At 72.1% G+C, this 6,760-nt stretch carries 4 protein-coding genes and 1 pseudogene; all 5 read left to right on the top strand.

Annotated features, from left to right (window positions below):
* Positions 1 to 996: peptide chain release factor 1 (gene prfA, locus ACTUAL_RS04790; RefSeq protein WP_440899391.1), on the top strand; the 996-nt coding region annotated here is incomplete at its 5' end.
* A 231-nt stretch (positions 997 to 1,227) separates the two neighbouring features.
* Positions 1,228 to 1,626, top strand: a pseudogene (locus ACTUAL_RS04785) (acyl-CoA thioesterase/BAAT N-terminal domain-containing protein); the annotation flags it as partial.
* An 837-nt stretch (positions 1,627 to 2,463) separates the two neighbouring features.
* Positions 2,464 to 3,351 carry an acyl-CoA thioester hydrolase/BAAT C-terminal domain-containing protein gene (locus ACTUAL_RS04780; RefSeq protein WP_440899392.1) on the top strand — a complete coding sequence of 296 codons (888 nt, stop codon included), beginning with the start codon at positions 2,464 to 2,466 and terminating at the stop codon, positions 3,349 to 3,351.
* A gap of 429 nt (positions 3,352 to 3,780) precedes the next feature.
* Positions 3,781 to 5,166, top strand: a complete 1,386-nt coding sequence (gene lpdA, locus ACTUAL_RS04775) for a dihydrolipoyl dehydrogenase (protein WP_440899390.1) — start codon at positions 3,781 to 3,783, stop codon at positions 5,164 to 5,166.
* A gap of 19 nt (positions 5,167 to 5,185) precedes the next feature.
* Positions 5,186 to 6,052 (top strand): peptide chain release factor N(5)-glutamine methyltransferase, encoded by an 867-nt coding sequence (gene prmC / locus ACTUAL_RS04770; RefSeq protein WP_440899389.1) that lies wholly within the window; start codon positions 5,186 to 5,188, stop codon positions 6,050 to 6,052.
* The last annotated feature ends 708 nt before the right edge of the window (positions 6,053 to 6,760 follow it).

Here is a 6,760-nt window from a genome sequence, read left to right as displayed (position 1 = left end):
GTGCACGCCGACCAGGCGGGAGCGCGCAAGCTCGGCAAGCGCTACGCCGAGCTGACCCCGATCGTGCGCGCCGCCCGCGAGCTGGAGCAGGCGCGCAACGACCTGGGGGCTGCGCGCGAGCTGGCCGGGGAGGACCCGGCGTTCGCGGAGGAGGCGGACGAGCTGTCCGCGCGGATCCCGCAGCTGGAGGAGCGGCTCACCGAGCTGCTGCTGCCGCGCGACCCGCACGACTCGTCCGACGTGGTGATGGAGATCAAGTCCGGGGAGGGCGGCGAGGAGTCGGCGCTGTTCGCCGGGGACCTGCTGCGGATGTACCTGCGGTACGCGGAGCGGCAGGGGTGGAAGGCCGAGGTGCTCGACGGGACGGACTCGGACCTCGGCGGGTTCAAGGACGTGACGGTCGCGATCAAGTCGCGCGGGGACGCGCCGGACGGGGTGTGGTCGCGGCTCAAGTACGAGGGCGGCGTGCACCGGGTGCAGCGGGTGCCGGTGACCGAGTCGCAGGGGCGCATCCACACGTCGGCGGCCGGGGTGCTGGTGATCCCGGAGACCGAGGACGTGGCGTCGATCGAGATCGACGACAAGGACCTGCGGGTCGACGTGTTCCGGTCGTCCGGCAAGGGCGGGCAGAGCGTCAACACGACGGACTCGGCGGTGCGGATCACGCACCTGCCGACGGGGATCGTGGTGTCGTGCCAGAACGAGCGGTCGCAGCTGCAGAACAAGGCTCGGGCGATGCAGGTGCTCCAGGCGCGGTTGCAGGCGCTGGCGGAGGAGAAGGCGCAGCAGGAGGCGTCGGACGCGCGGCGGACGCAGGTGCGGACGGTGGACCGGTCGGAGCGGGTGCGGACGTACAACTTCCCCGAGTCGCGGATCTCGGACCACCGGGTGGGGTACAAGGCGCACAACCTGGACGCGGTGCTGGACGGGGATTTGGACGCGGTGCTGGACGCCCTGTCGTCGGCGGACCGGGCGGAGCGGCTGGCCGGGGGCTGAGCTGCTCCGACCTGCGCGGATGGTCGCTTGATCGAGTGAACTGCCTTTTCGTTCGAACATGTGTTCGATAACGTGGGAGGTGGTTCGGCGCTGGGCTGGACCTCTTGTCGACCGTGCTGGTCCTTCCCGCCTCCGGAGCGGTCGGGACCCGCTTTTGCGGAGGTGCTTGGTTTGGTGCGGTGAGATCCTGGCGACTGTTCCTGGTGTGACTTCCGTCCACCTGGACGGGTGATGCTGGCGAGGGGGAGGGCACTGATGGCCAAGGAGTCCCACCAGAGGTCCCACAGGTCTCAGAAGTCCCACAAGTCACAGAGGGCGCAGAAGTCTCAGGAGGCGCGGAAGTCGCAGGAGGCGCAGAGGCGGGCGCAGGCGCAGCGGGAGGTGCGGGAGCAGGGGGAGCAGGAGCAGGACGCAGGGCAGGTGGAGAACTCGCCCGGTCGTCTCGAACTCGTCGTGGAGCCGCTGAGGGCCCCGGTGGACCACGAGGTGTCGATCACCGTTCGCGGCGCGCGCGCCGGGGCGGAGGTGACGCTGCGGCTGTCCGCGGACGGCCACGAGTCGGAGGCGGTCTTCCTGGCCGACGAGCGCGGCGTGGTCGACGTGACCAGGCACGCTCCGGTGTCGGGCTCGTACGCGGGCGTGGACCCGATGGGGTTGTTCTGGTCGGCCCGCCCCACGGGCGAGCAGCCGGGCGCCTCGGGCAAGGCAGTGCTGACCGCGACCGCCATCCCGGCGGGCAGCGGTCCGGTGGGCAGCGTTCCGGTGGGCAGCGGTTCAGCGGGAAGCGGCCCGGTGGGCAGCGGTCCGGCTGGCGGTGCTTCTGCCAGCGGTGCTTCTGCCGGCAGCGTTCCGGCGAGCGGTGCTTCGGTGGGAAGCGGTCCTGTCGAGCCTCCCGCGACGGTCTCCTCGGCAGCCGTGTCCACGTCGGTCGAGTCGGGCACAGCCGATCAGGCACTGGGCGGTTTGGGCGCAGCCGGAGCCGACTCGGATGCCGTTGCGGCTGGCTCCGGCGCCTCTGCGCTGTCCGCCAAGCCTCTGGCTGCGTCCGCGGGTGTGTCCGCGCTGGCCAGGAAGGCCCTGTCGAGCACCTCGCACCCGGAAGAGGCGGGTGATGCTCCTTCCTCCGACGCTGCTTCCTCTACCAGCGCCAGCGCCTCCACCAGTGCTGACGCCTCCACCGGCGCTGACACCTCCACCGATGCCTCCGCCGACGCCGATGTCTTGACGCCTGCCTCCGCCGACGACTTCGCGGCCAACGGCTCCGCTACCACTGGTCCCGCTGCCAACGCCTCCGCTCCTGCCAACGCCTCCACTCCGGGCGCTGCTGGCGCTGTCGGTGTTGCGGCTGCTCCTGCTGCCCCCGCTGCCGGGTCTGCTCCTGCTGCCGGGTCTGCGCCGGTGTCCGGGGCGTCGACGGTTGTCGCGGTCGAGCTCGAGCGGTTGTCCGTGCCGGATGGGGTGCGGCGTGTGGAGTTCGCGGGTGGGGTGCTGTTCGAGCCCGAGGGTGGTGGTTCGGGGGCTGCCGGTGCCGGGGTGATCGTGCTCGGTGGCAGCGAGGGTGGTCTGCACGAGTTGGACGCCGCGCTGCTCGCCGGGCACGGGTTCGCCGTGCTGGCGCTGCCGTACTTCGGCGCGCCCGGTGTGCCCGAGAACCTCGTGGACGTGCCGCTGGAGCACGTCGGCGACGCGGTGGACGCCCTGGCCGAGCGGGTTGGTGGGCCCGTCGGGCTGGTGGGCGGGTCGCGCGGTGGGGAGTTGGCGCTGTTGGCGGCGTCCGTCCTCCCCTCGGTGCGGGCCGTGGTCAGCGTGGTCGGGAGCGGGATCGTGACGCAGGGCATCGGGGCTGGCAAGCGGTTGCTGGAGGTCCTCGACGTGGACGCGGCGGCGTGGACCTGGAAGGGGCAGCCGTTGCCGTACCTGCCCTGCGCCGTGAGTCCGGGGATGCGCGCGGCGATCGTGGACGGCGAACCGGTCGTGCTGGCCGAGGCGTTCGACCTGGGGGACGGTTTTCCGGAGGACGTCGAGATCCCGGTGGAGCGCATCGCGGGACCGGTGCTCCTGGTCTCCGGCGACCGGGACGCGAGCTGGCCGAGCGCCGACCTGAGCGAGGTGGCGCACCGCAGGCTCAAGGCCAACGACCACCCGCACCCCTGCGAGCACGTCGTCCACCCCGGAGCGGGCCACCTGCTCGCAGGCCCCCCGAACCGCCCCCAGCCGGACAGCGTCGTGGACGGCCCCGGAGTCCGCTTCGAGATGGGCGGCGACCGCGCCACCACGGCCCGAGCCAAGACCGACACCTGGAACCGCACCACGGCCTTCCTCAAGACCCACCTCAAGACCCACCCCGAGAGCTAGGGCAGTCCCGACCGCACGGCCTGGCCCCACAGGCATCGGCCCGTGACGCGGTCCGCTCACCGGGGCTGGTCGGTCTGCTCACCACCGTCCCCAGCCCGATGCCGCGGCAGATGTCGGCATCGGGCTGGGCGCCGACTGCCTGGCCGGTACCCGGCAGCACCGGCTGTCCCGCCCGCGATCGGCTGATCGGACCGGCCGGTTCCGCTCGCGCCCCCGCCCTCCACACCCGCCGTTGCCCACAGTGGGCGTGTCCCGTCCCTCGATCACGCGCAGCGACCAATCGTCCCGTCATCCACCCCGCCCCACCCGACCGCCCCCACCCCGGTGACACCCGTACCGGCCACTCCTGTCACCAGGTGTGTGCGGGGCCACCCCCGTCGCACCCCTGACCCGGCGAACGCCCACCGTCACCGCACTAATCTGTGCGGCATGAGCGCACACTTTGACGTCGTGGTCCTCGGTGCTGGGCCCGGCGGGTACGTCGCCGCCATTCGCGCGGCTCAGCTGGGGCTGAAGACCGCGGTCGTCGAGGAGAAGTACTGGGGCGGGGTGTGCCTCAACGTCGGGTGCATCCCCTCCAAGGCGCTCCTGCGCAACGCCGAGCTCGCCCACCTGTTCACGCACGAGCAGAAGACCTTCGGCATCCAGGTCGACGGCACGGTCAAGTTCGACTACGCCGCCGCCTTCCAGCGCAGCCGCAAGGTCGCGGACGGGCGCGTCAAGGGCGTGCACTTCCTCATGAAGAAGAACGGCATCACCGAGTACAACGGCCGGGGCACGTTCACCGACGCCAACACCATCGAGGTCAACGGCGAGTCGATCACCTTCTCGCACGCGATCATCGCCGCGGGCGCCAGCACCCGCCTGCTGCCGGGCACCGAGCTGTCCGAGCGCGTCGTGACCTACGAGGAGCAGATCCTCACCGAGGACCTCCCCGAGAGCATCATCATCGCCGGCGCGGGCGCGATCGGCGTCGAGTTCGGCTACGTGCTGCACAACTACGGCGTCAAGGTCACCATCGTCGAGTTCCTCGACCGGATGGTGCCCCTGGAGGACGTCGAGGTGTCCACCGAGCTGGCCAAGCGCTACAAGCGCATGGGCGTCGACGTGCGCACCGGCACCCGCGTCGAGTCCATCGACGACTCCGGCGTGAAGGTCCGCGTCACCGTCTCCAAGGACGGCAAGGAGGAGGTCCTGGAGGCCGACAAGGTCATGCAGGCCATCGGCTTCCAGCCGCGCGTCGAGGGCTACGGCCTGGAGTCGACCGGCGTTGCGCTGACCGAGCGCGGCGCGATCGCCGTCGACGAGCGCGGTCGCACCAACGTGCCGCACATCTACGCCATCGGCGACGTCACCGCGAAGCTCATGCTCGCGCACGCCGCCGAGTCCATGGGCATCATCGCCGCCGAGACCATCGCGGGCGCGGAGACCATGGAGCTGGACTTCCCGATGATCCCGCGCGCGACGTTCTGCCAGCCGCAGATCGCCAGCTTCGGCTGGACCGAGGCGCAGGCCCGCGAGAAGGGCTTCGACGTCCAGGTCGCCAAGTTCCCGTTCACCGCGAACGGCAAGGCGCACGGCATCGGCGACTACAGCGGCTTCGTGAAGCTGATCAGCGACGGGAAGCACGGCGAGCTGCTCGGCGCCCACATGATCGGCCCGGACGTCACCGAGCTGCTGCCCGAGCTGACCCTGGCCCAGCAGTGGGACCTGACCGTCCACGAGGTGGCGCGCAACGTCCACGCCCACCCGACGCTGAGCGAGGCCGTGAAGGAAGCGGTGCACGGCCTGGCCGGGCACATGATCAACTTCTGACGGGCCTACAGTTCCGAGCATGAACCGACACCCGCTGCGGCCCGCGCTGATCGAGGCCGAGCGCCGGCTGGCCGCGGCGGGTGTCGACAGCCCGCGCGCCGACGCGCACCTGCTCGCCGCGCACCTGCTGCGCGTGCCGCCGGGCAAGCTCGTGCTCACGCCCATGGTCGAGCCGCGCGTGCTGGACGAGCTGGGCGCGCTGGTGGCCAAGCGGGCCACCCGCGTCCCGCTCCAGCACCTGACCGGCGAGGCGCACCTGTGGGGCGTCGACCTCGCGGTCGGGCCCGGCGTGTTCATCCCGCGCCCGGAGACCGAGCTGCTGGTGGAGTGGGCGCTGAACGCCCTGCGCGGCGCCGAGCGGCCCGTCGTGGTGGACCTGTGCACGGGGTCCGGCGCGCTGGCGCTGAGCATCGCGCACCACCGCCCGGACGCGGTCGTGCACGCGGTGGAGAAGGACCCGACCGCCCTGTCCTGGGCCCGCCGCAACGCGGACGCCCGCAGCGCGGCGGGCGACACCCCGATCCGGCTGCACCACGGCGACGTGACCGCGCCGGGCGTCCTGTCCGACCTGGACGGCGCGGTGGACCTGGTGGTGTGCAACCCGCCGTACGTGCCGGACGCCACCGAGGTCCAGCCGGAGGTCGCCGACCACGACCCGCGCGCGGCGGTGTTCGGCGGCGCGGACGGGCTCGACGTGATCCGCCCCGTGGTGGCCCTGGCGGCCCGCCTGCTCAAGCCCGGTGGCCACGTGGCGATCGAGCACGACGACACCCACGGCGAAGCCGTGCCCGCCCTCCTGGCCACCCGCAAGGTCCTCACCGACGCCACCCCGCACCACGACCTGGCAGGCCGCCCCCGCTTCGCGACCGCCCGCAGGACCGGCTGAGCGCGCGCAGGAGCAGGCCTGGGCGCAGCTGAGCGCCCGCCGGACAGGCTGTGAATGCCCGCTGGACCGGCTGAGCGCCCGCCGGACCGGTTGAACGCCTGCCGGACCTCCGCCGCGAGCCCGGCCTATGGGCCCCGCGAGTGGGCCCTATGGCTGCGAGCCCGGCCTATGGCCTCGCGAGTGGGGCCTATGGCCGCGAGTGGGCCCTATGGCCCGCGAGTCGGGCTTATGGCTGTGAGCTCAGCCTGTGCTTGCGAGCCCGGCCTATGACCGCGAGCCCGCCCCCCTCAGCGCGCGTCGTCTCCGGTGGTCCATGCGTGCCGTGCATGGGGATGACACCCGATCCCGCGTCGAACCGTGCTGGGGCCGAGCGCCGATTCGCGTCCCTGCGCAGGGGAAAGCGCTTGTGCAGAGCGGATAGGCGGCCCGGCTCGGTTGTGGTCACCCGTCGGGCGGATGAATCTCCCTGCGAGAGCCGCATGTTCTCCATCCGCTACCGGCATCCGCTGGATGAGGGTCATGCACCCGGTGCATGGAATCGCTTGCCGTGCGCGGACCGTGCGCTGGTCAGGGGTCCACCGTGGAGCCGGGCGGACCTGGAACCGTCTGCCGTGACCCCATCCAGTCATGCACCGGACGGATGGTGATCCGGCCGGTGCATGAGCCCCCACGCCCCGCCCCTCGCGCCGAGCCCGCGCCCCGCCCCCC

This window comes from Actinosynnema sp., from assembly GCF_052038725.1.
This window is presented reverse-complemented; position numbering and strand designations above follow the sequence as displayed.